Raw genomic sequence first — 26,135 nt, 5'->3', positions numbered from 1 at the left:
GCAACCCCCTCACCATTCAGGCCGGAGATAGCCCCCGACGCATCGTATCCACAGATGTTCGAGACCGTCGAGTACTGCCGCCTGGAAGCATCCCCAGCACTGGTGAGATAGCGGGACTATTGCAACCCGTTCTCCCTGAATATCGACGCACCTTTGTACCGCAGAGTCTTGACCTGCCAGACCCAGGTCGCCTGGACGCACGCGACCAGATCGGCGAGATGGGTCGAAACGGTGGCCGCCGTGGCGGCGTCCTGCGCGGCCAGGCGTTCACATCGTTGCGCGGCCACCGCGCCCAGCTCACGGAACTCGATGAGCCGGGCGCGCACTATCTCGGTGGCGCCCTGTACGGCGTCCTCCAGCGACCATCCGGGATGGTTCAACAGGACCGCCGGGATCAAATTGAAATCCGCGAGATCGACGATGCACTCCTTCTCGAACGAGAACACGTCATTCATCAGCGCGCCGATCTCCGCGGTCAGCGTCCGCAGCCGGTGGAGATCGCCGTCCAGCCCGGCGTGCCGGATGCGTTCCCACGGCAGGTAGTCGTCGCGGCCGAACTCGCACAGCGCGATCGCCGGGTACATGCCCGACACCTGGGCCCGCAGATCGATGTACTCCGCGACGCTGAGCAACCCGCCGCGAGCCCGGGCGTTCTGATCCTGGATCGCCGGCCGCAGGTGCTCGATGGTGGCTTCGACGAACCGGTCGAGCCAGGCCGGGTCCGCGAGGGCGGACAGCATCGCGAGCAACGACGACGTCGACGTCTCCAGTGGGGTGGCGTCCTCGGGAGCCGAGCGCGTGCGCAGGAGCACGCACAGCCGGTCGATCGCCACGCGCGCCGAGCGCTGTTCGTCGTCGCCGAGGTGCCCGAACTTCTCCCGGCCGACGGTGTCGTTGAGCCAGAACAGAATCGCGTTGTAGAGACCGATGATCGTCATCCGCTCGGCGCTGACGGCGCCGGGTTGCAGGTAGGGCGTCATGCTGTTGTAGTGCGGTCCGGCGGGCTCGAGCCAGATGCCGTGCTCGCGGCAGAAGCGTTCCACCTCCGCACACGCTTGCTCGCCGAACCGGTTGGGCCGGAAGTCGCGGCAGTAATCGACGATGTCCCAGTCGGGTGTGCCGAACATCGCGCGCAACGACCACTGCCGCGCCGTTCGCAGCAACACCTCGTGTTGCCCGCGCATGCCGACGATCTCCCGCTCGAGTGCCGATGTGTACTCACTGACCACAACGGACTCCCTCCCACTATGGTTACTTCTGATGAATTGTCTCCGACTTATCGGGAGTGGGATCGGTCGAAGGGGCGAAGATCACGCACCACCCGCGCCGCGTATGACGTTGGGACGCCGGGCATTCCACGGCGACGCCGCGGCGAACGGCGAGTTCGGCCCGCGGCGGGAGGGTCGCGGTGGCGCATGCAGGCAAGCGGCTCGTTCCGGACGCGTGGCACGGACCGGTGTCAACCGGCGCGCGACCTACGCTCGACTCATCGGCGATCGGTCACCGAACCCGGCGCTCACTTCGCCGCCAGAACGTCGTGCATAGTCAGTAGCAGATGGTCGAAGCAGGCCCGTTGCGAGGCCGGACCGCCGCCCATCGCGGGGACCTCGCCGACCAGTTGCCGCGCCAGCGTCCGCAACTTGATGTTGGTTTCCTGCGAGCGCCACTGCAAGACCCGGAACGCCTGTTCGGCGTTGATGCCGTACACGACCATCAGCACGCCCTTGGCCTGCTCGATCACCGCTCGTGTTTCGACCAGTTCGGGCAGGGTGCCGTCGAGGATCTCCTGCCGGTTCTCCTCGAGGGTGCCGGACACGTCGATGAAGTAACCGGTGGTGCCGACCACCAGCCCCCGGTCGTCGAGCATGCGATCGGCGACCACGATGACGTGGTGGGTCCGCCCGGCGGTGTCGATGACGCGGTGGCGGCCACAGAACGGCTCGCCGGTCCGCACCGCCGTGGCGATGGACTGAGCGACCAGCGCGCGGTCGTCGGGGTGCTTGTGCGCCAGCAGCGACTCTGTAGTGGGTTGAGCGTCCCGCTCGGTGTAGCCGTATATCGCGGCCGCTTCATCCGACCATTCCCAACGCTGATCCTCGAACCAGAAGCGGAAGCTGCCCACGCTCTGCGGCGTGCCCGCGATGACGCTCGCTATCGCGGAGGCGCTTCTCAGCGCGAGGTCATCCATCCTCGTCACGCGGTCATTATCCATCGGCGTCCGCGGGCCACGGACCGGAACACGAGATGAAATCAAATTGTGGCAAACTCTCCGCATCCAACATAAAGCGGTATCTACCGGGGTAGATGACCTATATAGAATACGCATGAATTAGATAGCAATTAACCTGCAATAGGAGATCGCGCCGAAGGCTGGGGCTGCGTATGCGCCCCCTCCCGGCATGGCAGGACACCGGCGACCGCCCGCTTCCGGCAGCAGACGAAGCGGACGCGGCGGCGGCATCCGGCGGTCGCTTTTCGGCGGCACGGCCGTCCCGCCGACCGCACGGCGACGCCGAGCGGGTCCGCGAGTCTCCGCACACCGCCTCAACCGAGTAGCCGGTTCGGTTAGCCCCTCGATCTCGGCCGCCGAACACAATGCCCGCGAAAACACTGACCATAACGTGGATCACTGGAGGTAGTCTCTGTTGCTGTGCCCACACACGGCACAGATCCGCTGCACATAGGCCGCATTCGAGGGCGAACGTCATAACACGTTCCAGCAAGTGCGTAGACCGAAGGGGTTGTACTGATGGCAGGCAAGCGCACCGTACTGACCGTCCGGTTGCGACGGCTGGCCGCGATGCTGCACGAAATGCGCGAGAATGCCCAGCTCAGCAAGGAAGAGGTCAGCGCGAAGACCGGCATCAACGTCACCACGCTGTACCGGATCGAGACCGCCCAGGCCCGTCCGCAGCGACGCACCCTCATGGCGATGCTCGACCTCTACCGCATCGCCGACGAGCAGCGCGAGGATGCCCTGGAGCTCCTGTCCGACGCGCTGAAGCCGGGCATGTCGCGCGCCTACGAGGGCAGCGTGTCGGAGGTCTACGCCGCCTACATCAACTTCGAGTCCGAGGCGTTGTCGGCCCGGCACTACCAAACCTCCTTCATCCCGGGGCTTTTGCAGACCTACGAGTACGCGACGGCGGTGATCGACACCTCGATGCCGAAGCTGGAGGCGGCGGTCATGGAGAGCAGGGCGAAGGCCAGGATGGACCGCGCCGTCAACCTGACCAGGGAGGACCCGCTCGAACTGTGGGTGGTCCTGGACGAGGCCGCGATCCGTCGTACCGTCGGCGGTCCCGCGGTGATGCGGGGTCAGCTCGACCGGCTGCTGCAAGAGATCAAGCGTAAGAACGTGATTCTGCAAATCCTGCCGTTCGACGCGGGTGCCCACCCCGGCATGGCCGGCTCGTTCACCCTGCTGGATTTCCACGATCCCGCCGACCCCGAACTGGTCTACGTGGAGGGCATGGCGGGTGACGAGTTGATCGAAGGCCATACCGAAATCCGACGTTTCGGAGTCATTTTCGATCAGCTGCGCGCCATGGCGCTGAGCCCACGCGACTCCGCGGCGATGATCGCGGATGCCGCGCTCGGGATGGACCGGGAAGACTAGCCGCGGCCGGAACCGGTCCGCCCCACCCGCATGGTCCGAAGGTCGCCCCGACCGGTTGCCCAGCGGATACCCGCACCGCCCATTCCGCTGGTCGCGTGCGAAATTATGGTGAATTAGGCGCGGGAGAACGACTATTCCGCGCCCGAGTGGGTACCCTCGCGCTTACTGCCGAGGGGAGGACGCATGTCCGAAGTAGCCGAGAATCCGACATCAGAATCCGGGCCCGAACTCAAACGGGTGATGGGGCCGGGGCTGCTCTTGCTGTTCGTGGTCGGCGACATCCTCGGCACCGGCATCTACGCGCTGACCGGCAAGGTCGCCAACGAGGTCGGCGGGGCGGTGTGGGTACCGTTCCTCGTGGCGTTCCTGGTCGCGCTCATCACCGGTTTCAGCTATCTGGAGCTGGTCACCAAATATCCGCACGCCGCGGGCGCCGCCCTGTACACGCACAAGGCATTCGGTATCCACTTCCTCACCTTCATGGTCGCTTTCGCGGTGATGAGTTCGGGTATCACCTCCGCCTCCACCGCCTCGCGTGCCTTCGCGGCCAACTTCGCCGAAGCCTTCGACCTCGATCTCGGCAGCGGAATCGCGGTGACGGTCATCGCGCTGCTGTTCATGGCCGCGGTGGCGGCGATCAACCTACGTGGTGTGAGCGAGGGTGTGAAGCTCAATGTGGTGCTCACCTGCGTGGAACTGACCGGTCTGCTGATCGTCATCGCGATCGGCTGCTGGGCATTGGGCGTCGGCGACGGTGACTTCTCGCGCATCGTCGAGTTCGACACCGGCGAGCGCAACGCGGTCGGCGGCGTCATCGTGGCCACCACGCTCGCGTTCTACGCGATGGTCGGTTTCGAGGACTCGGTGAACATGGCCGAGGAGTGCAAGGAGCCCACCCGCATCTTCCCGAAGGTCCTGCTCGCCGGGCTGCTCATCACCGGGCTGATCTACGTGCTGGTGTCGATCAGCGCGGTCGCGCTCGTCCCCGCCGACCAGCTCGGCGAAGGCGACACGCCCCTGCTGAAGGTGATCGAGGCGGGCGCGCCGAGCTTCCCGACCCACGTCTTCGCCTACATCACCATGTTCGCCGTCGCCAATTCGGCGTTGATCAACATGCTGATGGCCAGCCGCCTGATCTACGGCATGGCCCGGCAAGGGGTATTGCCCCGGCCGTTCGGCCGAGTACACGAGCGGCGCCGGACGCCCTACAACGCCATCGTCTTCACGACACTGCTCGCGCTCGGGCTGATCCTGTTCGTCGGCGAAGTTCCCGAACTCGGCGGCACCACGGCGCTGCTGCTGCTCGCGGTGTTCACCGTGGTCAATGTCGCCGTGCTGGTGCTGCGCCGGGACCCGGTGCCGCACAAGCACTTCAAGACACCCACGCCGCTGCCCGTACTGGGCGCGCTCACCTGTGGTTTTCTGGTCACACCGCTCACCGACCGCAACCCGGCGCAGTACGCCATCGCAGGCGTGCTGCTGGCCATCGGGGTCGCGCTGTGGGGCCTGAACTACCTGGCCATCCGCTCCATGCGGACACAACCGCTGGACAGCGGCCCACCCGCGGAGTGACCAGTCGGCTTGTCCCGCAGCGGATCACCTCCCTCGTGTGTCCGGAAATCCATAGATGACTAGTCGCCGCCCGATAGGTAAGGTGGGCGCCGATGACCAGCATGGAATCCCGTTTCGGGGATGCCACCCGGACCGTGCCCCTCCCCAACCCGTGGAATCTGACCGCTTATCTGGCTGCGGTGGCCGCCCATCGCGGACGCTCGATCAGCCTGCACCCGGTGCCGAAGGCGATGTTGGCCGACCTGGGCTGCGGCGGAGGCGGACTGTGGGTGGCACGCAAGCACGACGACATCATCGTGTACGACGCCGCGGCGACCGGCCGCAACGCCGATCACGTCATCCTGCACGAGGTCGGTCACATGCTGTTGGGTCACCACAACGACCAGGAACGCGCCGATCCGTTGCCGCCTTCTCTGGCCGCCATCCTGCCCTCGATTTCGCCGCACTCGATCGAACACGTGCTCGGCCGTGCCGACTTCGGCGCCGATCGCGAACGGGAAGCGGAGGTCTTCGCCGACATGACCATGGTGTACTCGACCCTGCCGCGCCGGCGCAGGCGGTCGTTCCGGCTGTTCGGGCGTAACGGATAGCTACCAGCGGTCGTAGCGCCCCTCAGGTAGTCGCCTCGCCCCGGCCCGCAGATCATCGACGAGATCCTGGTAGCCGTCCGCCAATTCGTCGATCCGGATCCACGCGTCGTAGAAGACCGATTCCGGCGCGTGCGCCAGCGCCACGAACGCCTGGCCGGCCAGCATGGCCAGCCGGTCCACCACGCGGCCGACGGTCTCGGCGTGCTCGGGCGCGGCGGGCGGCGGGATCGGCGTCGCCAGGGTGACCCAGCGGTCGATGCCGCGCACGAGTTGCGCCCGGCGACGGTCGAGTTTGTCGCACCCGCTCGCGGGCGTGCGTTCGCGCGTCTGATGCAGCTGAGCCAGTTCGCCGGCCGCCTCCAGCATCGGATGATCCATGTGCGGCAAGCCCCGGAAGGCGGCCAGCAGGAGTTCTTTGCCGGGGATCACCCGCGCCTCGGATGCTTGATCCATTTCCGGGACCCCCCTTCCGACCAGGGTGGACGTGTCTCGGCCACGTCCTCGATGCCTTGCCTCGCCGGTGTCCCGGCACTGCCCGAACATCCACATGTGCCCAGCGTGACCGAGAGTGGCGTCTGCCGCGCGGGATTCAACGAGTTCCGCTCACACGACACGCCCATCGACCGGATTTTGCGGACTCCGCCCATCCTCCATCTGTGGCAAACATTCAGTGACCTCAGACTTTTCAAGGATAGAGCTGTCTTTCCTGGGATTATTGCGCGCCGAGCCGACACGCCAGCCACTCGCGAGTGAGTCGAGCAAACGTACGTTGATGCTCGCGCAAAAAGGGCGAACGCGGCGGCCCCGGCTTACGGCAGGCCGCGGCCCAATAGCCGGCGAGCGCGCAGACGAAGGCGTCGACAGCCGCGGGGTCGACGTCGCGGGTCACCGGATGGGTGGCGATGATCGGTTCGGGGTCGACCCCCGCCGCAGCGATCGACGGAGCGAGAGCGACGAGGTCGAGCCACGCGGCGCCCCGGCAAGCCCACGCCCAATCCACCGCCAGCACCGTGCCATCCGCTCGCCGCAGCATGTTGTCCGGCCGGAGATCGGTGTGCAGCAGTGTGTCTCCCGCCGCGGCCACCATCCAGGTCGCTTCCAGGTCGGCCAATTCCGTCAGGTGACGAACCGACCAGCTGTCCAGGTCCGCAGGCGGCCCCGCGGTGACGAACGTCCGCCAGCCGACCAGTTCCGGCCCATAGGCGTCCACCACGGTCGGCACGTCCGACAGCGGGCTCGGTGTCAGCTCCGTCGCCAACCGCGTCACCAAGTCGAGGGTGTCCTGCAACTCTCCCGGATCGTCGAGTCGCGGAAACGCTCCCTCGACATCGTCGAACCCCGCGACGAACCATCCCGCGATCTCGCTCACGAACCGGCATCGCGGCGCGGACGTCGTCACGGGCAGGCGCGACGCGATGCGCGCCTCCTGCCTATACACCGGCGCGAGTCCGTCTCCTGCCTCGATCGCTTTCACGAAGGCCGACCCACCCCCGGCGGTGCGCACGCGCACCGCTACGCCGTGGCTGAACCCGCCGCGCTGATCCACGGCCGCGCACACGCCATCCCCGAGCAGGCGCTCCACTTCCAGCCGCACCGGCTGCGGCACCTCGGCCCATCCGGTCCGCAACGCGGTGCCCGAGTAATTCACCATCGCCCCATAATCCGAGCCGTACCCACGACCCGCCACCGAATTACCCCCAGCGGAGCACCCCTCGGCTCAGGAAGTGGTCTCGTAGGCGTCGAGGTAGTCCTGACCGCCGATGTATGTGGTGTGGCCCGGATCGGCGGGTGCGGTGGTGGCCAGCGCGACGGCGGTGGCGAACTCCGCGACGGTGGGCAAGGCGCCCTGGTCGCGACGTGCGGTGACGGCGCCGGGATTTCGGCGCTCCAGCAGTTGGACGATGATCGTGCCATCGATCATGTCCCCGGAGACGACGTGCAAGGCGATGCCCTCGGCGGTGAGTTCCGGGATCATGGCGCGCAGTACGTCCTCGCCCGCGCGCTTGCTGGCGGCGATGGGTTCGTAGTCGGCGGGTACCGGTTTGCGGCCGTGGAAGTGCGCCTGATGGCTGGTCACGAACACGATCCGCGAGCCGGAAGGCATATGCGGTACGGCGAATCGCACGAGCCGTTCCTGCGCGTCACGATTGAGGGCCATCGCATATCCGGACGAGGCGTTGCGCTCCAGCCCACCGGAGGCGTTGAGGATCAGCACATCCAACCGGCCGAACTCCTCGACGACCCCGGCGACCAGGTCGCGTGCCGAATCCGGGTCGGCGATATCGGCGCCCGCCGTGGACGCACTGCCGCCCGCCTGCCGGATCGCCTCCGCCAGCGTGTCGGCCCGCTTGGCCTTCTCCCGATAGTTGATCACCACGTGGTCACCCCGTGCCGCGAGCACCCGAGCGGTCTCCGCGCCGATACCGCGAGAGGCGCCCGTGATCAGAACGATTCGCCGTCCGGTCGTGTCGTCCACCGTCCACCCTCTCGGTCCGCCCGGAGACCCGGGCCAGTGCTTCTAATTCAGAATCACTATGCTGGTTCTAAATGAGAAGTGCAAACTTGCCCAAGCCGCCGCGCGGCCGGGACGACCCGGCGAACGCGCCGCTGCTGGCCACGATGGACCTGCTCGGGCAGCGCTGGATCCTGCGCATCCTGTGGGAACTGGAGCTCGACCGCCTCGGCTTCCTCGAACTGCGCAGGCGCATGGGCAACTGCTCCTCCAGCATGCTGTCGGTGCGCTTGCAACACCTGCAGTCGGCGGGCCTGATCGCGAAGAATCCCGACAAATCCTATGAATTGACCACCGCGGGCGCCGAACTCGGCACAGCGCTGGGACCGGTCTGGGACTGGTCGCGCCGCTGGCGCGTGACCTCCATCGACTCCGGCACCGACTGACCGGCTCACGCTCGGTGCCCGCGCCTGCGTGATGTCCACCCATCAGTGCGATTGTGGGGTCGAATCAGCGGAGCGTCGCTTGCCACGCTCCGACCTCTCCACGGCTCGCGCTCGAACGTCGGCCGCTCTACGGCCCGGCGTGATCCGCACCGAAGGACTCGGTTCATCGGCCGCCCGTGAAGGCATCCATCGAGTCGCACCCCACGAACCGCGCGAACGGACATGGCCCTGCCCATCGGCTCCGGGCCCGTGCGGACAGCGCCGGCAGCTTGCCCGCATTCGAGCTCGAGACTTTTCGGTGAAGTGTGTGAGCTGGCGAGTTGCACCGAGAGGTCGGGGTTGACCTTCGAGTTGGTTGAGGCCCCATGATGGCCGGGTGACGAGTTCGGAGCCCCAAGGGTTGATCACGATCGGAGTGCTGGCGCGGGCCAGCGGGCTCACGGCGAGCGCGCTGCGGTTCTACGACGACTGCGGCCTGCTCGTCCCAGCTCGGGTCGACCCGCTGACCGGATACCGCTACTACACCGAGGCGCAGCGGGAGCGGGCGACACTCATCCGGCAGCTACGGGCGATCGATCTGCCGCTGGAGGCGATCGCGGAGATTCTCGCCGGCGACGCCGAGCGGGCACGCTGCCTGCTCGACCGTCACGTGGCGGAACTGACGCGCAGAGCGCACGAGGCCGCACGCGTCGCCGCGATGGTCGCACAGTCCCTCGGCGCTCATGTGGTGGTCGATGCGGCGGTGCTGACGGAGGCGCTCGAGCAGGTCCGCCCCGCCGCGGCCCGCACGCGCGAGATTCCTGTGCTGGCGGGCGTTCTGCTGGAGGCGAGCGCGAATACCGTCACCCTCACGGCGACCGACCGCTACCGTCTGTCCACCCGCACCGTGGTCGCGAACCGGCAGCACGGCGGCGAGTGGTCCGTGGTGCTCGATTCGAACGGCCTCGAGTCGATCACCGAGCGGTTGCGCGGCATGGGCGAGGTCGTCGCCGCACCAATCGATGATGGACTGATGCTGACCGGAGACGGCGTAATACACCGGTCGGCTGTCATCGATGAGCCCTTCCCGGATCACCGTGCCGTGCTGTCGGGACTGGGGCCGGTCCGTACCAGGGCGATCGTCGCCCGGGACATGATGCTGGAGATACTTGAAAAATCCTATGCCACAGTACGATTCGCGATCGAACCGACCGGGATCGTGGCGTCTACACTTGACGAAGCGCATCGCCTGCCCGCGACGGTCACCGGTTGCGCCGTAGCCCTGTCGTTCGACCCCGCGACATTGCTGCCCGCCGCCCGCACCGCGCTCGGCCCCGATCTCATGCTCGACATCATCGCGGCCGATCAGCCCGTGATCCTGCGTTCCGCGACCGACGGAGACCTGACCACCCTGGCTATGCCGGTCCGACCCTCCGGCCACAACACCTCGAAATAGTCGCGCGGACGACCATCACGCGCGCATATCCCTCAGCCTGCCTCGCGCAACTGCACCACCTCTTGTCGGCCGGCGCCGCAACCCGTCTACCCACCTCGCGGTCGCCGGCACGGCTACCTCCGATCGTCCGCCCGACTCCTCGGTCAGCCGCTCCGAGCACCCAATTCGCGGCCGCGCCCATCGACTTCGATTGCCGTCCCAACCCGCATTCGGGTCGGCCGTCCCGACGCGCCCACGAGCGCCACTTCATCCATACACACACTGCCCCCGAAGGAGACCCTCATGAACGCAGCATCCGACCCCACCATGGACGCCATCACCAGCGCTGTCGCACTCGGCCGCGAAGGCCGTCCGGACGACGCGCGGGACGCTCTGCTCGCCGTGTGGGCCTCGCTCGGCCCGCAAGGCGACCCGCTGCACCGGTGCACGCTCGCCCACTATCTCGCCGACCTGCACGACGACGCCGCCGAGGCGCTCGCCTGGGACATCCGCGCGCTGGATGCCGCCGACAGCCTTTCCGACGATCGCGCGCGGGACTACGACGGATCGCTGCGTGTTGCCGCGTTCTACCCGTCCCTGCACCTCAACCTCGCCGACGACTACCGCAGACTCAGCTCGTTCGACGCCGCACAGCGCGAAATCGACGCCGCCCGCGCACGTCTGCACACGCTCGCCGACGACGGCTACGGGGCGACGATCCGCACGGCGGTCGACGAAGTCGAGTCGGCGATCCGCGAGCGGCACACCGAACGCCGCGCCTCGGCGCCGACCGGTCGCCCGTAACGCGCGAGCAGCCCGCACCTCATCGGTGCGGGCTGTTCGGGAACGGGCTCACTTCAAGCGAAGCTTGCCGAACAGGCCGTCCTTCTCGTCATCGGGTCCGGCGGTGAAGTACAGCGAGTCCGCGTCACCGAGGCTCTCGCCGTTGCCGAACATCAGCGCCCACAGTCCTTCGATGGCGACCGGCTTGCCGTCGGCATCGCGCAGATAATCGGCGAACTTGCCGGTGGTGTCGTCGTAGGCCAGCACGTGCCCGGCGCCGCCGAAGTTGCCGACCAGCAGTTTGCCGCTGAGCGGACCGAACCCGTCCGGCGCGATCGTCACCGCCCAGGGTGCGTTGAGGCGCTTGCCGTCGTCGATGATGCGCACCAGCTTGCCGTTGGCATCGAACTCGGCGAGCTTGCCCTTGTCCGGTTTGCCGCTCGCGTCCCGCTCTTCGTCCTTGTCCAGCGAATCCTCTTCGCCTGCGTCGAACGCGGTCGCGTCCTTCTCGTCCGGCTGCGTGGTGGCGTAGGCGACGAACACCCGGTTACCGATGGTCGAGACGTTGAACGGCGCGGGATCGCCAGGCTTGGCCTTCTTGCCTTTCTCCGGGGCGGCCGGATCGATCTCGTCGCCGGTGGCGAACGGGTTGGCGAAGCCGGTGGTCGGAATCAGCTGCCAGTTGCGGTCGAACGTCCGGACCTGCGGGTCGGCACCGAAGTCGGCGGCCAGCAGCTTGTCACCGGACGGGGCGAGCGCGATGCCGAAGAATTGCATTCCCTGCGGCTGGCCGTCGAAGACCAGGTTGGCGGGCCCGTCGTGGCGCACGATCCGGCCTTCGAAGCCCAGCTCGGTCCAGGCCGAGATCTTGCCGGAGTCGGTGGCGAAGATGAACCGCGCCGAACCGTTCAGCGGCCCGCCCTCCGCCTCCACCGGCTGGTCGTGGACGACGAACAGATCGGAGGTGATCGGCGCCGGATTGAACACCACGCCGGTGACCTTGCCCACGCTCTTGTCCGAGGTGTCGGCGTCGGTGCCGGGGATGGTGACGATCTTCAGGTCGTCCTGGAAGAGCTTCTGCACCTTCCCGTCCGGCGATTTGGTCACGTCACCGACGAACTGGAACGATTTGCCGCCCGCACCGACCCAGAAGTGCCCACCGGCGCCTTTGGGGCGGTCGGCCAGCCCCCAGGCGTTCACCAGGTCGGGAAATGTGAACTGCGCCTTGTACTCCGCGTTGTTGGCCGCGAGATTGGTCTGGACGTATTTGTTGCCGTCGAGCGCGGGCACGTCGTCCGACTTCGAGTCCGAGCAGCCCGCCGCCACGATCAACGCGACACCGAGCGCCGACGCGCGCAGCAGACCACTCCGGGTCCGCGACCGAGGCAGACCGCCACGGTGCGACTCATTCCAACGTCCGTTCAACTTCTTGTTTCCTTTCCGACCACACCACATTGGTGATAAGGCGAAGCTAACCTTAGCGTGGAGCATTTTCGGGAGTACCCGAACGGTTGAACGGGGACGGGTTTAGGCTGTTCGCCGTGGTCGAACCCCAGCCTGCTATTGCCCTGCATCCCGATATCGCTCCGCTCGCTCCACTGCTCGGCACATGGCGCGGCAACGGGCAGGGGGAATACCCGACCATTCAGCCGTTCGGCTATGTCGAGGAAATTCGGTTCGGCCATCTCGGCCGCCCCTTCCTCACCTACCGGCAGAAGACCCGCGCCACCGACGACGGCCGGCCGCTGCACGCCGAAACCGGCTATCTGCGTTGCCCGCGCCCGGACCGCGTCGAATTGATCCTCGCCCATCCCACCGGTATCACCGAAATCTGCGAGGGCTCGCTCGCGGTCGAGGACGGCACGCTGCGCCTGGAATTGGACTCCACCGGCATCGGGCGCAGCAGCACCGCGAAACTTGTCACCGCCCTCGGCCGGTCGCTGCGCCTGTCCGGCGACACCATCGACTACACACTCCGGATGGCGGCGGTCGGCGAACCACTGCAACATCATCTCGCCGCCACCCTGCTGCGCAATTGAACCGGCCCCCAGCGCTTGTCAGAAAGCGCTCGGCAACCGGCGCCGTCCACTGTTCAACTCGGTGACCAGGTCCTCGTAGGCGATCGCCAGCTCGGCGAGTCGCTCCCAGGCGAACCACAGGTCCCACTCCTGGTCGTCGGCCATGGCCGCGTACGCGCACGCGCTCAGCCGGGCGAGGCGGTCGACTACCGAGCCGACCGACTCGGTGTGCAGATAGGCCCCGCCACGCGCCGCGGGCAACCGAACCTCGACCCAACGATCGACGTCCCGCATCAACCGGGCCCGGCGCTCATCGATATCGCACACGCCTGCCTCGCCCGCGCGAAGCCGGCGCATGTGCAACTCCGCGAGAGTGCGCGCCCGCAGCAGTACCGGATGTCCCGGCGGCGGTGCGCCCTCCCGGCAGGCTTGCAGCAGCTCATTTCGCGTCGGCAAGCCCTCGCTCACGGCGCGCCTTTCCCGCCCGCGCGCGCCAGCACGCAATTCGCGATCACCATGCCGGACGGGCGGAACGTGTCACGCGGCGCCACCACCCATCGGCGGAATACGCCGTTCGCGTCGGCCGGTGACGGCAGCGCGATTTCGCCACCGAACGGCACGATCGAGACATCGAGCCGAAACAAGGCCGCGAACAGCCGCACGTCGTCGGGTAGATCCGGACGGCACAGGAAAGTCCAGCGGCGGGAACGAATATGCGCGACGACCGGGCCGAGCGGCCTGCCACGGAAAAGCATGTCGTCGCGCACGCACTGCCCCAGCCGGTCGGGCATCGTTATCCCGCCCACCACGCCCGCCTTCACCACGATCCGGCCGATCTCCGGATGTATCCCGGCGGGCAGCCCGCAGGTGCGGCGGTAAAACGCGCAGCGGGACGCGGGGGTGTCCTGGAATGCCGCAAGATCCATTCGCCATCCTCTATTCACCTGGTTCGGTACGCGAAATATGCCGGCCGCTGGACCTGTAACCGTTGTGGCAGTTAAGGTTTCAGCACTTCTTCGATTCGGACCGGTCGCGATCAGTAGAGCACCGGACATTGCTGGGCGGGAACGTTCTCAGTGGTGGAATCGGGCGAAAACCGCCCAGGTTCCAAGGCCCCCCGCCACACGGTTCCAGTTAGGTACCCGGCCAATACTTAGGCTACGAAAGGGAATTCGTCGTGAGTTCAACCGGATCCACCCTGCCCCGTCGGATGCTGGGGCGGCAGCTGCGTGAGCTGCGGGTCAGCACGGGCGTCAGCGCCGAGTACGCGCGGGACGCGATCAACGTGAGCAAACAGACCCTCTGGCGGATCGAGACCGGACAGCCGATCCGGCTGAATCCGCTGTTCATCGAGCGGTTGTGCAAGGTGTACGGGGCGTCGGAGGAACGGACCGCCGTCCTGCTCAATCTGGTCGAGGAAACCAAGCACCCCGGGTGGTGGCATGCCTACGGAGACACCATCGCCGAAGAGTTCAGCCTCTTCGTGGAACTGGAGGCGGTAGCCAAGCGTCTTGTTTCCTATCAGACCACCCTGCTACCCGGAATCCTGCAAACCGATGAGTATCGACGTGCGCTCATCTGGGTCGACCTTCCCGCAATACCCGGACATGAAGTCGAGCGAAGGATCGAGATGTTCAGGCAGCGAAAGGCCCGCTTGGACGACGCGGACCCCGTTCTCCTGGAAGCTGTCATCGATGAGTCCGCACTGCGCCGCGCGATCGGCGGTCCGTCAGTGATGGATCGGCAGCTCAGACATCTGGCGAGAGTAGGCGAACAAGAACATGTTTCAGTGCGAGTGGTTCCCCTGGCAGCGGAGGCGTACGCGGGGTTGGGCGCTGGGGCGTTTGTGATGCTCGACTTCCCGAAGCATCCGATCGCCCATCTCACCGAGCCGCCAGTTGTCTACATGCAGGGACTTACGGGCGACCTGTATCTTGAGAGGCCCGACGAGATCCGGCGATATCGCCAGACGTACGCCGATATTCAGCGATCGGCACTTGATCAGGAGCGAAGCCGAGCTCTCATCTACAAGATCGCGAAGGAGTACGCCGCGTGAGCACCGACCTATCCGAGTTCATCTGGTTCAAGAGCAGTTATAGCAGTGCTGAGAAAGACTGCGTCGAGGTCGCGTTCCTGGGCGCTGGCGCGGTGGGTGTACGCGACTCCAAAGACCCCGCAGGCCCGGCACTCGTGTTCCCAGCGGACGAGTGGCACTCGTTCACTGCCCGCATCATAAGTGGCGGACTCGACCAGTCGCAGTCCTGAGCAGGCTTCTATCCGCGACCCCGGGATCTCTCTCACCAGAGGGTTCCGGGGCTGCTTGCACAACCCCACGACTCCCCGCACATCGGTTTGCCCGCCGGACCGCTTGCACCCGACGAAACCCGCCGGTAGCGTCGACATTTGCTGCGGGGGGCGGAGGAGCCGGTCCGGCCTCGAAGAGCCAGGGACACTCACCGGTGTGCAAGGGGAATCAATGACATCAGGGTGGAATTCGCGGCGACTGACAATCCTTGCCGTTGGCACCGCACTCGTTATGACAGGCTGCGATTCCTCAGGTGATGATGCCGCGCCGAGCGGAGTTCCCTCCCCCAGCCCAACCATCGCCCCTGACGTACCTACCGGCTACGACCCGTGCACCGACATCCCGCAGAGCGTCCTCGACTCCGAGAACCTGCGCGGCAAAGACAAGCAAGACTCGAACGCGTCGGGGGGAGTCAAGTGGCGTGGTTGCGGATGGGTCCAGACCGACGGATACGCACCCGCTATCACCACGACCAACATCACCGTCGACATGGTGCGGGACAAGAAGTTCGCAGATACCCGCGAATATGCCATCAACGGACGCCGTGCGATCTCTACGCGGCAGGTTGAGGAGCACCCCGACGCCGTGTGCACGATCAACGTGGAAATGAAGGGCGGAAGCCTCGAATTCTTCCTCAGTAATCCTCCCTCGAATCGAAAGACCGGCCAACTCGACACCTGCGCGCTCGCAAAGACTTTGGCCGAGAAGGTGGTAGCAACGATGCCTTCCTCTGCTTGAAATATGCTGAAGCGATCGAATGCACCGGGAGGGAGTTGAAAATGGGTGACGACAACGCACAGCCGCCTCGGCCGATGGGTAACATTTTGAACGCGGCAAGGGAGGGCCAGCTAGGTATCCAAATGTCCGCAGAGGACTTTGTCTACATAGACCGTGACTGCCAGTATTTCAAAGATGCGATTCGAAAGATTCAAAGATATATGGAGCTCGTTTCGCGGCAGGAACGATGGGGCTTAGGCGAGAGCAACGACGGTATGGTCTCGGGCAAGACCTTGGTCGATAGATTCAAGGCAAAGGCTCGCGGAGCGGAAGACCTCAACAGCGTCCATCAAATCATGGAAGACCATTATCGCATCGTCGAGGACATCCAGGAAGTGCACCGGCTCGCACGGGATCGGATGATGCAGGCCGACAGTATTTTTGCCGCAGAGTTCAACAGGCTGAATACCACCCTGCCGGAGCGCCCACCCGTCGGAGTCCAATTCTCAGCGCCAAGGCTCCCGAATGGAACGACCAAATGAGCGGCTACGAAAACAAGCGCATCCCGAACGGTGGCGAGCACGCCGACAGCTGGGAACACTCGCGGATCAACGACACGTTCGAGCCGCTCGATCCCGCTAACGCGTTCACTCAAGCCGACACGTACTGGCAAGCTCGCAACGAGTGGGAGCGCGGCGTCGAAACCTTCGCGCGCTCCATCCAGACCTCCATAGCCCAAGCCTGGTCCGGCCCCGCAGCGGAGCAGTCCAAGAGCGCCATCGCAAAGTACACCGGCGACGCGCAGAATCTGACGACCTCCCTGGAGGAGCTGTACTACCGGGTCCGCGACGCCGCCACCGCGATCGCCGACACGAAGAAGGCACTCCCGGATCTCATCGATTTCTCCGTCGGGGAGCGCATTTTCCATCCGACGCGCTGGAGCCTGTCGGGCGAACGGTCCGAGGCCGAGCAATCCGCGCGGGTCGCGATGAAGGAATTCTACGTACAGCCCTTCAGCGAGATGGACGGGAAGATTCCGGTGCTGCCCACTCCGGTCGGTCCGACTGCGTCGGTGGACATTCCAGCGCCCCCGCCGGGCGGATACCAAAGCGATGCCAGCGGCGGGCCTACTTCCAACGACCCCGGCACCAGCCCTACCGCCACCGATTCCGGCACTCCGGGCGATGAGGACGGCGACGGCAATCCCGACCAGACGAGTACCGAGGAGCCACAGCCCACCGACGAGTCGACGCAGGACCAGAAATCCTCCGACACGACGGCGACCGACACCTCGACCACCCCCGCAGGAGTGGACCCCTCGTCGACGACTCCCGCCAGTACCACGGACCCGACCAAAACCGTGCCGGCCGGAACTCCGACTCCGCACAGCCCGAGCACCCCGGGCAGTCCCGGGACTCCTAGCACAACGAACCAGCCGCAACCGGGACGCAGCATCGCGGGCGTACCGGGCACGCCGAGCACATCGGCGAATCCGGCCGCGGCGACAACCACCGGCGTGCGCGGTACGAGCGGTACGCCGGGCATGATGGCGCCTGGCGCTCGCGGCGGCGGCAAGGACGACGAATCCGAGCACAAGACACCGGATTACCTGATCACTCAGGAGAACACCGACGAGCTGCTCGGCGAGGTCCCGAGGACGCTGCCCGGCGGCGTCATCGGCGGCACACCCGACTGATCGCGCCACACCCTTCTGAACTCGGCACCCGCCCGCGTCCCCACCGGCGCGGGCGGGTGGACAGTGGCCGCTTCCACGCGGCCGGATTGGACCTCACATGGCTGAATGGACCTGGGATCCGGACGATTTCGCCGCTCTCTGGTACGGCGACGCACATGATCGCATCCCCGGCCCCTTGCGCTATACCAGCCGTTTCGCCTTCCGCGACGACTTCGCCGCCCACCGCACCGCCGTGTGGCAGCGCTACTCCGCCGATGAGCGCGAGGATATCGCCGCAGCCTTCCACACCTTGGGCGCCTCGACACTCCGCATCGAGATCCTCGGCGGCACCTGCAAGCACAAGAACAGCACCGGTCCCCACGACATCCGCGAGTACCGAGTCCTCGGCGCACGCGACAGCTACCGCGCCGTCGTCCTCAGCCAAGCGGGCAATCAGACCGAGCACGGCCCGATCCGCGCACGCATGTTCCCCGCCGAACAACTCCCGGCACGCCTCGTGAACGCCATCCCTCCCTGCACCCCCGGAGCCGAGCGACCAGCCACCTTCCACCCCCACGACCTGTCCCCCCGCCGCGACACCTACCTCCAGGACAACGCCCGCAACACTCCGCGCGAGCAATACCAGCGCCTCCTCGGCCGCCCCATCGACGGCGGCGGCACCGCCGTCCTCCTCACCGCTCCGCTACACACCCGCACGAAACCAACCAAAGTTCTCCAATGGCACGACATCTCCACCGACGGCCGCTACACCGAACACCGCACCGACCACATCACCATCCGCCCCACCACCCCCACCGACCTGACCACCCACTTCACCACCTGGATCGACCAGGCCCTCCAACACCTCGAAGCCACCCGCCCCGAAAACTGGTAGCCAATCCAGTGGAACCGGACCCACTCGCCCGACGTCCAACTCAGTAGGCAGGCCACTGCCGTGACAGACAGACGATAGAACAGGCACCGCGAGTCGTATCGACTGATAGAGGAATTGAATGAGCGAGTTCACCCGATTTGTCGGGATAGGGCTTTTCACAATGAGTCTCGATGACGGTCGACTGCCGATAGAGGTCGACGTAAGCAGAAACCTTCACAGCCGCTTGGATCCACCGGAGTTCTCCGCAGCGGCAATGACCGGCTACCATCTGGCGCTCTGGCGCCACGATGCGCCGATTATCACTGAAGGGGAATTCAGCGCGCTCAGCGCTTCCCCGTCCCGCCGTGCCCAGTTGATCACGCTCCTCGATACTCGGTCACTCGCCGAGTTCGAGTCAGTCGAACGGGCGCTCGGTGGACGGGACAAGTTCACTGGACAAGGCCCACGACCGACTTCGGCGCACCCTCGGTCACTGTCACAGCAAGCATCTCTCGCATAGGCAGTATCAGCATCGATCCAGCGTGGGCGGCGACGACGAGCCCGGCATACATAGCTCACGACCTCATCGACACAGCGAATCAGATCCGCCAACAGCGACCGCACTTTCATGAAATCGGAACCTGGGCGCACCGCTCCGACGACGAACTCGAGTACGAACTCATGGAATACAAGAACTATCTGATGAGGACTTCATCATGACCGATTTCTCGGTTGACCTCAACCAGCTCCTATCTGCCTCGCGAGCCTGGGATCGCGCGTCTGGTCACCTCGCCGACGCTGCACATAATGCGAGCAGCATCCAATACAGCAACAGGGATGTGATCTGGGCGCTTTTTCAAGAAGCCTGGGACGCTCAGGTTGCAGCGGCGCAGTATATGCACGACCGGCTGATCGAAGGACGGGATGAGACGCAATCGATTGCTGATGTTCTCTCACATGTCGCCAAAGTATACATGGAACAAGACCAAAGCTTTGAAAACGTACTGATAAAATTGGATGAAGGATAGCATGGTCGCCACCAAGTCTCTCGACGAGCTCAACAGAGTACTCGACGAGTTCGCGGACAAAGTTCAGGAGATACGGAATCAGCCAGACAAAGTAGAGGAGGCGTTCGACAAGGCCGCAATAGCGATGGCCGCACTGGAAGGAGAAGGTTTTGGGGGACCACTGTTCGGTACGATAGGCGGAGCCGTCGGAGCCGCTTACGGGGCGATTACCCACGATGATTTCACCGGCTACATGCAAGAACACAAGGAAAGGATCAAAAGTAATATTCGCGAGCTTTTGAACAAGCTGCACGACGGCCTCCAAGGACTGCGGGCGCCTATCGCCTTTCTGCAAACAAGCGAGGAATGGCTGAATCTGAAATCGAAGATCGGAGAAGCCCAGAACAACGAAGTGAACAAGGGTTCCACGCTAGGTTACTGGCAAGGCGCGGCAGCTCTTCGATACGGAACTTCACGTCAATTACAGGACACTGCGCTGGATTCGGCCAAGACAGCCTGCGATAAGCTGAGTGACAGCCTCGCCGCGATATCGAATTCAGCTTGGGATTTTTACTCCGGCATTATCCAAGACATCGTCGGATTTCTAGCGGACTTCAGCGCTGCTCTGACAAAGATCGCTGCCGGAATCTCAGCTCCCTGGGGGATCTCGGACGCGATCGAGGCCCTTGCCGATATTATCAAGAAGGCCGTCGTTTACGGAGACCGACTGGTCAAAGCCCTCAGCGCAAAAAGACAGAATATAACTAAAATGACAGACTCCACCGATAATCCGAAGGGATTCCTCAACAACCGTTGGCCGCAGAGCCCTTCCAACGATTTCGACACCGACGCCCCAGGACCCAAATGGGCGGCGATGTGAATTCACGGCACGCGCCCATCCTGGCGATCGCGCTCCTCCTGTCGGGTTGCGGGCTGCTGCCAGGCACCGATACCGAGCAGTCGACGGTAGTCGAGAGCAATCACACTCTCCAGGAACTTTGTGATTTTGCGAAGAAGTTCTTCTCAACTCGGTATGACGCACCGGAGTTGGTAGTCAGCATCGACGCGACCAGGCCGATGAGCGCGAAAATTGGTGGCGGCAACGGCTGCAGCTATCAAACCCCCGGACGGAAGGAGTACCTCGGGAACGTTTCGCTGTTTCGCGTCCATGAGGCTGCGACGGCACCGACATCCGAGAATCGCCCGTCGCGCATCCTGAGGGTTGACGACGTGGCCGTCGCGGAGATTGTGCAGCCCATACCGGAGTATCTCGACCCCGCCACTGCGCGGCCGTACTACGAACTTACCGCCACTATCGGCAAATGGGAGGGCCGACTCGAGTTCAAGAACGGTGATGAACAGGGCACGCAGGCGGGCGCACGAGTGCTCATCGATATGATTCGCGCTTTGAAGAGCTGAGGAAATCCCAGTGCATCCCTTACACGGGACTCCGCCCCAGGACGCAGAACTCACGGTATGGGAGATCTACGACGTGCCATGAGGCCGGGCGACGGCAGGGTAAGACGGACGAGGGGGAGTGACCGCGATTTCAGATCAGACGATTAGGTCCATAGCACTCACCGCCAACCGCCGCGAGGTGCTTCGCGTCGCCTCGGTGAACGATGGCGACAAATCTGATTGGAGGCTTCAGCTGTGACTGGGATCGCTCGAATCATGACGATAGCTGTAATCGCTGCGGCAATAACGACCGGGTGCTCAACTTCGCCTTCGCCTTCCCCACCGCCCTCGGAGCCGCCGGCTGCCATGACACAGGGCGACTTGTGCGATTCGCTGCTGACTTTCTTCGGTAGCCAGCTGGGCGCAGTTGGCTTGACCTCGGCGCCGCTCTTCGACGTTGATGAAACAATCTCACCCAGCGGAATTGCACTGCCGTCAACAGTGAGAGCCAGAGAACGAACGGCTGGGTATCGTTACGGAATGCCCCGACGGCCCTGGACCCGACTGAGGGTGTCATAGGGTTTACAAAGATGACCGGACTGGATGATCCGATTTGGATTCATGATACGCGCACAGATACAAAAAGCCCCGGTACCGAAGTCGTTTTGGCCACCCGAATCGGCGAGTGGAATGGCCAACTCAGAATCACTGAATCCGAAACCCGAACGGCAAATGGCCTCCTGCATCTAACGGATAAGGACATACAGACCGCTGCCCAGTTCCTCATCGAGCTGACCAGGAAAGTGCCAAAGGCTTAGCCCCGAGCTTTCGCTTCGCCTTCGGCATGACGGTGATCGAGTTGGATTGGTTTCTATCGGGTGGCGCGACGCATGGCGAGGCAGGTACGCCGGTGAGCGGGCGAACTTCTTCCAAACGATCGTTGGCCGCGTGAGCCTTCCGACGACTTCGACACCAACTCTTCCAGCTCTGAATGGCAGGCGACATGAACGTGCGAAAGCTACTGACGATTTCGACGCTGGCGGTGCTACTTTCGGCCTGCGATCTGTTTTCGCGCACTCATCCCGACAGGTACGAGATACCGGCGAGTAACCACACCATCCAGGAGTTGTGCGACTCTACGAAACCTTTTTTCGTCACCCGAGCTGGTACCGAAAATATGAAGATCGACGCCGGCGCTGGCGGAAAAGCGCTGACCGATGAGATCGGCGGCGGCAACGGGTGCTCCTATGAGAAGGCCGACGGGTCCGCGTGGCCCTACCTCGGATACGTATCCCTGTTTCGCGTCGTCACCAGTGGTCACACCCTGTCCACACCGCCCGCGTCGACAGAGAACTACCCGACCAAGGTCCTGACCGTGGACGGCGCGACCGTCAAGGTAGCTACCGAGCCACTGCCCAAGGGGGGTGATCACGCCACCACGCTGCTCGACGTCGACCTCACCGCCACGATCGACGGCTGGAAGGGCGAACTCCACTTCAGAGCCACCGAAGACCAAACTACGCGAGATGACAAACCGACACGAGAGGCCGCGCAAGCACTGGTGAACATGATCCGCACGTTGAAGGGCTGATCACTGGTTGGGGGAAATGGCCGGGGCGCGGCCACCCTGAGGCCGAAGACCTCGCGAGATAAATAGTGGAAGGGCACCGGTATGGGGCGATCGAGCCGACGAACGTTCATGTCCGCAGGATCAGGCGATCCCATAAGCCGCACCACGCGGCGATACTTCTCGCGTGCTACGGCTGTTTCAGTGACAGCCACAGCTTCGCTGCTGGTCGGCTGCGGGTCCACGCCTGACACCGAAATCACCCCGGTGACGACCAGCACCGCGGCTTCGTCGACGTCCCCTGCCAAGATCTCCAGCTGCCTGCCGATGCAGAAGATCGAAGAACCCGACCTGGCGGACTTCGCCGACAGTCTTCGGCTCCCGCCTGAGGTCAACTTGTTCGATGTGAATTTCGGAATCTCCACCGACAAGCGGGGTAGGGACGTCGTCTTGGTTCATCTCTGTGTACCAGCGTCGAGCAATCCAGACGGGCTTCGTCCTGCGGCAACCATCGTCGCCCGTGCTCTGAAGCGCAGTGAACTCGGGATCCGCACAGGCACGCTGTACATCGCCGACACCGGTGCCGCCAAGATGAAGTACCGGTCATATCTGGTCGACCACGACTTCCCAGCGCATCCGTGGGACGGCACCCCGTCTCAGGACGCCGAACTCGCGATATGGGAGATCTACGACGCGCCGTGACATGTGGCGACTGCCATGAACGAGCAGTTGCCGATGGATTCCGACGTCCGATCGGTCGGTCACGGTCTACGCCGGAGCATCGCGTAGTGGACATCCCACATCTCGACCTGCGGATGTTCCTCGAGCACCTGGCGTTTCACACCGTATCCACGAGAACACCGCTGAGCCATGCCCGCTCGACGTCGGAAACAAACCGGACAAAAACGGAGTGGTGACTCATTGCCGAGTCGGCCGTGGCGGGGCGCTAATGGAAAGTGTCGGGCCGTCGGATGAGTCGGGGCACCGCCCGGTGCAGAGGATCAATCTTCACGGAATCAGGAGGCATCGCCGTGCCCACTATCACTTCCATCACCCCGACCTCGGGCCCCACCACGGGCGGCACCAGCGTCACGATTGCCGGTACGGGATTCACCGGCCCGCTGACGGTGAGTTTCGGCTCCACCGCAACAACTTTCACCATCGACTCCGCGACACAGATCACGGCCGTCGCACCCGCGGGGTCGGCCGGTCCGGTGCAAGTGACGGTCAGCGACTCGGGTGGAACCAGCAACGGAGTCACCTACACCTATCTCGCTGTCCCGGCCTCGAGCTCCATCGCTCCCGGCCAAGGACCCACCGGGACGACGGTCACCCTCACCGGCTCGGGACTGACGGGAGCCACCGCGGTCACTTTCGGTACCACGCCGGCGACTTCGTTCACCGTCGACTCGGACACGCAGATCACGGCCGTCGCTCCGGCGGGCACGGGCATCGTGGCGGTCACCGTCACCGCTCCGGGTGGCACCAGCAACGGGATTCCCTTCATCTATGTCGTGGTGCCGACCATTACGGCGATTGCCCCGGCTTCGGGCCCCACCTCGGGCGGGAACAGCGTCACGATTTCCGGGACCGGATTCACCGGTCCGCTGACCGTGCAGTTCGGCAGCACCGCGACGACCTTCACGATCGACTCGTCGACGCAGATCACCGCCGTCGCCCCGGCTCACGCGGCGGGAGCGGTCCAGGTGACCGTCACCGGTTCCGGCGGCGCCAGTAACGGCCTCACCTACACCTACATCTGATCGAGAAAGCTCACGGGCCGTCGCCGGACTTCCGGCGACGGCCCGATCGCGTTGGGTCCGAATATCTCCGACCAGCTTCTACGCTCTCGCGTCCGAAATAGAACCGACCGACCAGCATCGTTCGGGTCTCCCTACGTGCCGGCGACGCAGAGCGGACGCAATCCATTGCCGAGTGGAGAAGACCGGCATATCGACAACATACATTGCGCGCGAGGGTATTTCGCTTTCGGTTTCGGCAGCCGAAGCCTCGAGCACCCGCCCCGGCCGGCCACACCGACGAGAACGTCGCTGCGGCAAGGCCGCACGATGCACACGCGCTGAAGTCCGGCGCTGGTCAATACGTGGCAACAATCTGGAAAACGGACAAAAACGGATGCTCCGATGCGTTGCCGACCCGCAAATCCTGGGGCATAACGGAGTTAGCCGGTCCACCACTAGCGTCGGGCACCCCGGCACAGAGGAACCAGCAAACAGAGAGGCAGCGTTATGCCTACATTCCTCTCCCCGCCCTCGGGACAGAACTCACAGGGGCCTCGGGTCACGGCGACAACCGGCATTCCCATGGACGGCACCGCTTCGATACGGGCCGACGCGCCACACCACGAACCCTCCTCCACCGCACACGGGTTCAACTGAGTTTTCACGGCTCGGGTGAGCCTTCGACCACACGATCCGAACTCCCGGACCGGGCCCCATCCGAGCGCACTTCGCGAACACACAGCTTTCGAAACGGCGGAATCCGAGATCGGCCGACGGCACCGTCGGTGCCGCAACAAGAAAGAAAGGGAAGAACCGATGAACAAGGTAATCACCATCCTGCGCAGTGAGCCCGTCCGCGCCTTGCTGTACCCGCTGCTGGCGGCCCTGATCGGGTACGGGGTCACCAGGGGCGTCGTCTCGTCCGACCTCTCCGGGTTCGTCCTCGCCATCGTCGCGGCGGCGCTGGGCCTGCCCGCGGTCGAGTCGGCGCGCCACCGGGTCAGCCCGGCGCCACCGGACAGCGGTGACCCAGCATGAGAACCCCGAAGGACAAGACCCGCCACGACCCCTTCGAGGTGGTGCTGTGCGCCGTCTTCGGTGTCTCGATGCTGTTGCAGTGCATCTACGGCCCGCCGCCGGCTTCGGCGACCGCGGCCATGCCATCCGGATTCCGCACGCTGTGGCTCGTCCTGATGTTGATCGGCTGCGCGGCGACGCTGGTCGGCCTGTTCGCCCGGCGCGTCTGGGGCTATCTGATCGAGCAGGTCGGCCTGGGCGCGCTCGGCTGGTCACTGGTGGCCTTCGGTGCGCAACTGCTGCTGTTGCAGATCCAGCACCGAACCATCGGTCCGGCTACGGTTCTCGGGGGTCCGCTGCCCATCGCGCTGGGGGTCGCGTTCCTGTGGAAGCGCCGACAGGTGCTGCAGGACGTCCGGATGCTGCACGCAGTGCGGATGAGGGAGGCGCCATGAACATCATCCAGCAGTCGCCGATCTTCGCGGCACTCGTGCTCATCGCCAGCTCGTCGGTGCTGTCGGCGGCCGTCACGGCGTGGTTCAAGCGCGGGGACGTCGACGCCACCATGACGAAGACGAAGGCCGACGCCGCGAAAGTATTGAGCGATCTCGCCATTTCGCAGACACAGCAGATGTCCGAGCAGATGGGTGAGTTCCGCATGGCGCTGCGCGTGCACCGCGAGTGGGACCGGAAGATGGTGAGCCGGGCACGGCAGGCGGGCATTGAATTCGACGACCCACCGGAACTGTTCCTGTGACGCGAGAAGCCGCTTTTCGGGCGGAACGCTGACGGGCATTCCGGTTGGTCGCCAATCGTTCGCCAGCAACGCGTCTCTCGGCGGGCTCACCGTTGGCGCGCCCTCCGGTGGCGGTGGCGAAGCCCTGTCCAAAACAACGCTGCCACAACGCCTGCCAGGACGTTCACGTCACAACGCGACGC

The 26,135-nt window shown here is 64.8% G+C and carries 31 protein-coding genes; 23 read left to right on the top strand and 8 right to left on the bottom strand.

Annotation, left to right across the window (positions count from 1 at the left end; genetic code table 11):
* Positions 1–116: 116 nt before the first annotated feature.
* Together ACFU5M_RS11585 and ACFU5M_RS11580 are read right to left on the bottom strand one after the other, a co-directional pair.
* Positions 117–1,229 (bottom strand): terpene synthase family protein, encoded by a 1,113-nt coding sequence (locus tag ACFU5M_RS11585; RefSeq protein ID WP_379047691.1) that lies wholly within the window; start codon positions 1,227–1,229, stop codon positions 117–119.
* 287 nt (positions 1,230–1,516) lie between these two features.
* Positions 1,517–2,188 carry a PAS and ANTAR domain-containing protein gene (locus ACFU5M_RS11580; RefSeq protein ID WP_379047794.1) on the bottom strand — a complete coding sequence of 224 codons (672 nt, stop codon included), beginning with the start codon at positions 2,186–2,188 and terminating at the stop codon, positions 1,517–1,519.
* A gap of 561 nt (positions 2,189–2,749) precedes the next feature.
* Here ACFU5M_RS11580 and ACFU5M_RS11575 point away from each other — a divergent pair.
* The 3 genes from ACFU5M_RS11575 to ACFU5M_RS11565 all read left to right on the top strand — a co-directional run bounded on the left by ACFU5M_RS11575 (position 2,750) and on the right by ACFU5M_RS11565 (position 5,781).
* Positions 2,750–3,619, top strand: a complete 870-nt coding sequence (locus tag ACFU5M_RS11575) for a helix-turn-helix domain-containing protein (RefSeq protein ID WP_379047688.1) — start codon at positions 2,750–2,752, stop codon at positions 3,617–3,619.
* Between the two features lie 183 nt (positions 3,620–3,802).
* Complete coding sequence (locus ACFU5M_RS11570; protein ID WP_379047685.1) at positions 3,803–5,191, top strand: APC family permease; 1,389 nt, start codon at positions 3,803–3,805, stop codon at positions 5,189–5,191.
* Positions 5,192–5,283: 92 nt separating this feature from the next.
* The gene (locus tag ACFU5M_RS11565; RefSeq protein WP_379047682.1) at positions 5,284–5,781 is read left to right on the top strand and encodes a hypothetical protein; all 498 of its coding nucleotides are present in this window, start codon (positions 5,284–5,286) and stop codon (positions 5,779–5,781) included.
* Here ACFU5M_RS11565 and ACFU5M_RS11560 read toward each other — a convergent pair whose 3' ends face one another.
* The 3 genes from ACFU5M_RS11560 to ACFU5M_RS11550 all read right to left on the bottom strand — a co-directional run bounded on the left by ACFU5M_RS11560 (position 5,782) and on the right by ACFU5M_RS11550 (position 8,257).
* Complete coding sequence (locus ACFU5M_RS11560) at positions 5,782–6,234, bottom strand: DUF4254 domain-containing protein (protein WP_379047679.1); 453 nt, start codon at positions 6,232–6,234, stop codon at positions 5,782–5,784.
* A gap of 259 nt (positions 6,235–6,493) precedes the next feature.
* Positions 6,494–7,432: a phosphotransferase family protein gene (locus ACFU5M_RS11555; RefSeq protein WP_379047676.1), complete on the bottom strand. Its 939-nt coding sequence runs from the start codon at positions 7,430–7,432 to the stop codon at positions 6,494–6,496.
* Between the two features lie 66 nt (positions 7,433–7,498).
* Positions 7,499–8,257: an SDR family oxidoreductase gene (locus ACFU5M_RS11550; RefSeq protein WP_379047673.1), complete on the bottom strand. Its 759-nt coding sequence runs from the start codon at positions 8,255–8,257 to the stop codon at positions 7,499–7,501.
* Between the two features lie 71 nt (positions 8,258–8,328).
* Between ACFU5M_RS11550 and ACFU5M_RS11545 the strand changes: the two genes are divergently transcribed.
* From ACFU5M_RS11545 to ACFU5M_RS11535, 3 genes are all read left to right on the top strand, one after another.
* Entirely contained in the window at positions 8,329–8,679 is a 351-nt protein-coding gene (locus ACFU5M_RS11545) for a winged helix-turn-helix transcriptional regulator (RefSeq protein WP_379047670.1), read from the top strand.
* 376 nt (positions 8,680–9,055) lie between these two features.
* Positions 9,056–10,114, top strand: a complete 1,059-nt coding sequence (locus ACFU5M_RS11540; RefSeq protein ID WP_379047667.1) for a MerR family transcriptional regulator — start codon at positions 9,056–9,058, stop codon at positions 10,112–10,114.
* 282 nt (positions 10,115–10,396) lie between these two features.
* On the top strand, positions 10,397–10,897 hold the full coding sequence (locus ACFU5M_RS11535; protein WP_379047664.1) for a hypothetical protein: 501 nt from the start codon (positions 10,397–10,399) through the stop codon (positions 10,895–10,897).
* A 48-nt stretch (positions 10,898–10,945) separates the two neighbouring features.
* On the opposite strand, the gene ACFU5M_RS11530 is transcribed toward ACFU5M_RS11535, so the two are convergent.
* A complete protein-coding gene (locus tag ACFU5M_RS11530; protein WP_379047660.1) occupies positions 10,946–12,301 on the bottom strand; it encodes a TIGR03118 family protein in 1,356 nt (451 codons plus the stop codon).
* A gap of 116 nt (positions 12,302–12,417) precedes the next feature.
* Here ACFU5M_RS11530 and ACFU5M_RS11525 point away from each other — a divergent pair, with 116 nt between their 5' ends.
* Positions 12,418–12,915 (top strand): peroxynitrite isomerase, encoded by a 498-nt coding sequence (locus ACFU5M_RS11525; protein WP_379047657.1) that lies wholly within the window; start codon positions 12,418–12,420, stop codon positions 12,913–12,915.
* A gap of 18 nt (positions 12,916–12,933) precedes the next feature.
* Here the strand turns inward: ACFU5M_RS11525 and ACFU5M_RS11520 are convergent, their stop codons facing one another.
* Together ACFU5M_RS11520 and ACFU5M_RS11515 are read right to left on the bottom strand one after the other, a co-directional pair.
* On the bottom strand, positions 12,934–13,362 hold the full coding sequence (locus ACFU5M_RS11520) for a DUF4254 domain-containing protein (protein ID WP_379047654.1): 429 nt from the start codon (positions 13,360–13,362) through the stop codon (positions 12,934–12,936).
* Complete coding sequence (locus tag ACFU5M_RS11515) at positions 13,359–13,820, bottom strand: DNA-directed RNA polymerase subunit beta (protein ID WP_379047651.1); 462 nt, start codon at positions 13,818–13,820, stop codon at positions 13,359–13,361. The genes ACFU5M_RS11520 and ACFU5M_RS11515 overlap by 4 nt, the downstream gene beginning before the upstream one ends.
* A 251-nt stretch (positions 13,821–14,071) precedes the next feature.
* On the opposite strand from ACFU5M_RS11515, the gene ACFU5M_RS11510 reads away from it, so the two are divergent.
* The 16 genes from ACFU5M_RS11510 to ACFU5M_RS11435 all read left to right on the top strand — a co-directional run bounded on the left by ACFU5M_RS11510 (position 14,072) and on the right by ACFU5M_RS11435 (position 25,953).
* Positions 14,072–14,950 carry a helix-turn-helix domain-containing protein gene (locus ACFU5M_RS11510; RefSeq protein WP_379047648.1) on the top strand — a complete coding sequence of 293 codons (879 nt, stop codon included), beginning with the start codon at positions 14,072–14,074 and terminating at the stop codon, positions 14,948–14,950.
* Entirely contained in the window at positions 14,947–15,159 is a 213-nt protein-coding gene (locus ACFU5M_RS11505; protein WP_379047645.1) for a DUF397 domain-containing protein, read from the top strand. The genes ACFU5M_RS11510 and ACFU5M_RS11505 overlap by 4 nt, the downstream gene beginning before the upstream one ends.
* A gap of 211 nt (positions 15,160–15,370) precedes the next feature.
* A complete protein-coding gene (locus ACFU5M_RS11500; RefSeq protein ID WP_379047642.1) occupies positions 15,371–15,937 on the top strand; it encodes a DUF3558 domain-containing protein in 567 nt (188 codons plus the stop codon).
* Positions 15,938–15,978: 41 nt separating this feature from the next.
* Positions 15,979–16,458, top strand: a complete 480-nt coding sequence (locus ACFU5M_RS11495; RefSeq protein ID WP_379047639.1) for a hypothetical protein — start codon at positions 15,979–15,981, stop codon at positions 16,456–16,458.
* On the top strand, positions 16,455–17,612 hold the full coding sequence (locus tag ACFU5M_RS11490; protein WP_379047636.1) for a hypothetical protein: 1,158 nt from the start codon (positions 16,455–16,457) through the stop codon (positions 17,610–17,612). The genes ACFU5M_RS11495 and ACFU5M_RS11490 overlap by 4 nt, the downstream gene beginning before the upstream one ends.
* Before the next feature lie 97 nt (positions 17,613–17,709).
* Positions 17,710–18,486: an ESX secretion-associated protein EspG gene (locus ACFU5M_RS11485; protein ID WP_379047634.1), complete on the top strand. Its 777-nt coding sequence runs from the start codon at positions 17,710–17,712 to the stop codon at positions 18,484–18,486.
* Positions 18,487–19,181: 695 nt separating this feature from the next.
* Positions 19,182–19,493 (top strand): hypothetical protein, encoded by a 312-nt coding sequence (locus ACFU5M_RS11480; RefSeq protein WP_379047631.1) that lies wholly within the window; start codon positions 19,182–19,184, stop codon positions 19,491–19,493.
* A 1-nt stretch (position 19,494) separates the two neighbouring features.
* A complete protein-coding gene (locus ACFU5M_RS11475) occupies positions 19,495–20,352 on the top strand; it encodes a hypothetical protein (RefSeq protein ID WP_379047628.1) in 858 nt (285 codons plus the stop codon).
* On the top strand, positions 20,337–20,891 hold the full coding sequence (locus tag ACFU5M_RS11470; protein ID WP_379047625.1) for a hypothetical protein: 555 nt from the start codon (positions 20,337–20,339) through the stop codon (positions 20,889–20,891). The genes ACFU5M_RS11475 and ACFU5M_RS11470 overlap by 16 nt, the downstream gene beginning before the upstream one ends.
* Positions 20,892–21,460: 569 nt before the next feature.
* A complete protein-coding gene (locus ACFU5M_RS11465) occupies positions 21,461–21,688 on the top strand; it encodes a hypothetical protein (RefSeq protein WP_379047622.1) in 228 nt (75 codons plus the stop codon).
* A gap of 173 nt (positions 21,689–21,861) precedes the next feature.
* Positions 21,862–22,461, top strand: coding sequence for a hypothetical protein (locus ACFU5M_RS11460; protein WP_379047619.1), 600 nt, complete (start codon positions 21,862–21,864; stop codon positions 22,459–22,461).
* Positions 22,462–22,641: 180 nt separating this feature from the next.
* Positions 22,642–23,139, top strand: coding sequence for a hypothetical protein (locus tag ACFU5M_RS11455; RefSeq protein ID WP_379047616.1), 498 nt, complete (start codon positions 22,642–22,644; stop codon positions 23,137–23,139).
* 329 nt (positions 23,140–23,468) lie between these two features.
* Positions 23,469–24,200 carry an IPT/TIG domain-containing protein gene (locus ACFU5M_RS11450; protein WP_379047613.1) on the top strand — a complete coding sequence of 244 codons (732 nt, stop codon included), beginning with the start codon at positions 23,469–23,471 and terminating at the stop codon, positions 24,198–24,200.
* 795 nt (positions 24,201–24,995) lie between these two features.
* Positions 24,996–25,217, top strand: coding sequence for a hypothetical protein (locus ACFU5M_RS11445; protein ID WP_379047611.1), 222 nt, complete (start codon positions 24,996–24,998; stop codon positions 25,215–25,217).
* Positions 25,214–25,651 (top strand): hypothetical protein, encoded by a 438-nt coding sequence (locus ACFU5M_RS11440; RefSeq protein ID WP_379047608.1) that lies wholly within the window; start codon positions 25,214–25,216, stop codon positions 25,649–25,651. The genes ACFU5M_RS11445 and ACFU5M_RS11440 overlap by 4 nt, the downstream gene beginning before the upstream one ends.
* Entirely contained in the window at positions 25,648–25,953 is a 306-nt protein-coding gene (locus ACFU5M_RS11435; RefSeq protein ID WP_379047604.1) for a hypothetical protein, read from the top strand. The genes ACFU5M_RS11440 and ACFU5M_RS11435 overlap by 4 nt, the downstream gene beginning before the upstream one ends.
* Positions 25,954–26,135 lie beyond the last annotated feature (182 nt).

The sequence above is a fragment of the Nocardia sp. NPDC057455 genome, from assembly GCF_042802775.1.
Classification (GTDB): Bacteria; Actinomycetota; Actinomycetes; order Mycobacteriales; family Mycobacteriaceae; genus Nocardia.
The sequence above is the reverse complement of the archived record's forward strand: the minus strand, read 5'-3'. Positions and strand labels throughout refer to the sequence as shown.

Excerpts from the sequence above, each read along its gene's own strand:
- ACFU5M_RS11565 (WP_379047682.1), top strand. The coding sequence starts at position 5,284 with ATGACCAGCATGGAATCCCGTTTCGGGGATGCCACCCGGACCGTGCCC.
- ACFU5M_RS11465 (WP_379047622.1), top strand. The coding sequence starts at position 21,461 with ATGACCGGACTGGATGATCCGATTTGGATTCATGATACGCGCACAGAT.
- ACFU5M_RS11480 (WP_379047631.1), top strand. The coding sequence starts at position 19,182 with ATGACCGATTTCTCGGTTGACCTCAACCAGCTCCTATCTGCCTCGCGA.
- ACFU5M_RS11560 (WP_379047679.1), bottom strand. The coding sequence starts at position 6,234 with ATGGATCAAGCATCCGAGGCGCGGGTGATCCCCGGCAAAGAACTCCTG.
- ACFU5M_RS11580 (WP_379047794.1), bottom strand. The coding sequence starts at position 2,188 with ATGGATGACCTCGCGCTGAGAAGCGCCTCCGCGATAGCGAGCGTCATC.
- ACFU5M_RS11515 (WP_379047651.1), bottom strand. The coding sequence starts at position 13,820 with ATGGATCTTGCGGCATTCCAGGACACCCCCGCGTCCCGCTGCGCGTTT.
- ACFU5M_RS11475 (WP_379047628.1), top strand. The coding sequence starts at position 19,495 with ATGGTCGCCACCAAGTCTCTCGACGAGCTCAACAGAGTACTCGACGAG.
- ACFU5M_RS11485 (WP_379047634.1), top strand. The coding sequence starts at position 17,710 with ATGGCTGAATGGACCTGGGATCCGGACGATTTCGCCGCTCTCTGGTAC.
- ACFU5M_RS11460 (WP_379047619.1), top strand. The coding sequence starts at position 21,862 with ATGGCAGGCGACATGAACGTGCGAAAGCTACTGACGATTTCGACGCTG.
- ACFU5M_RS11535 (WP_379047664.1), top strand. The coding sequence starts at position 10,397 with ATGAACGCAGCATCCGACCCCACCATGGACGCCATCACCAGCGCTGTC.
- ACFU5M_RS11495 (WP_379047639.1), top strand. The coding sequence starts at position 15,979 with ATGGGTGACGACAACGCACAGCCGCCTCGGCCGATGGGTAACATTTTG.
- ACFU5M_RS11490 (WP_379047636.1), top strand. The coding sequence starts at position 16,455 with ATGAGCGGCTACGAAAACAAGCGCATCCCGAACGGTGGCGAGCACGCC.
- ACFU5M_RS11575 (WP_379047688.1), top strand. The coding sequence starts at position 2,750 with ATGGCAGGCAAGCGCACCGTACTGACCGTCCGGTTGCGACGGCTGGCC.
- ACFU5M_RS11445 (WP_379047611.1), top strand. The coding sequence starts at position 24,996 with ATGAACAAGGTAATCACCATCCTGCGCAGTGAGCCCGTCCGCGCCTTG.
- ACFU5M_RS11545 (WP_379047670.1), top strand. The coding sequence starts at position 8,329 with ATGAGAAGTGCAAACTTGCCCAAGCCGCCGCGCGGCCGGGACGACCCG.
- ACFU5M_RS11570 (WP_379047685.1), top strand. The coding sequence starts at position 3,803 with ATGTCCGAAGTAGCCGAGAATCCGACATCAGAATCCGGGCCCGAACTC.
- ACFU5M_RS11435 (WP_379047604.1), top strand. The coding sequence starts at position 25,648 with ATGAACATCATCCAGCAGTCGCCGATCTTCGCGGCACTCGTGCTCATC.
- ACFU5M_RS11470 (WP_379047625.1), top strand. The coding sequence starts at position 20,337 with ATGGGCGGCGATGTGAATTCACGGCACGCGCCCATCCTGGCGATCGCG.
- ACFU5M_RS11500 (WP_379047642.1), top strand. The coding sequence starts at position 15,371 with ATGACATCAGGGTGGAATTCGCGGCGACTGACAATCCTTGCCGTTGGC.
- ACFU5M_RS11440 (WP_379047608.1), top strand. The coding sequence starts at position 25,214 with ATGAGAACCCCGAAGGACAAGACCCGCCACGACCCCTTCGAGGTGGTG.
- ACFU5M_RS11555 (WP_379047676.1), bottom strand. The coding sequence starts at position 7,432 with ATGGTGAATTACTCGGGCACCGCGTTGCGGACCGGATGGGCCGAGGTG.